Below are 401 nucleotides of genomic sequence, written 5' to 3' on the forward strand. Positions count from 1 at the left end.
GGCCAACAGCTGCGCCGGCAACGGTCAGTGCCGGGCGCTCCTTCTTCGGCGCAGCGGCGTCAGCAGCTGAGCTTTCAGAGGTGTAGCTGGTCAGGGTTTCCTCAGCCTCGACGGCTTCGGTGGTCTCTTCGTTCTGAGCCACGATTCTCCTTGTATAGATAAGTTGTTTGGTGGCCAGGACTACTGGGCGACCTGGGTGATTTCGAAAGTCTTGGGCTGCTGGGCGGCGTGGGGGTGCTCAGCACCGCGGTACACCTTCAGCTTGCCCAGCTGCTGTGCAGCGAGGGAGTTCTTCGGGAGCATGCCCTTGATGGCCTTCTCAACGGCGCGGACCGGGTTGGATTCCAGCAGTTCCGCGTAGTTGACGGAGGTCAGGCCGCCCGGGTAGCCGGAGTGGCGGT

General features: G+C 62.8%; 1 protein-coding gene and 1 pseudogene. Both read right to left on the reverse strand.

The window, feature by feature from the left end:
* Positions 1-142 (reverse strand): annotated as a pseudogene (locus AC5RWX_RS34400) (30S ribosomal protein S9); the annotation flags it as partial.
* 38 nt (positions 143-180) lie between these two features.
* The coding region (locus AC5RWX_RS34405) for an uL13 family ribosomal protein (protein WP_494100595.1) at positions 181-401 on the reverse strand (221 nt) is incomplete at its 5' end.

It is taken from the genome of Arthrobacter sp. SPT-J7, from assembly GCF_059089965.1.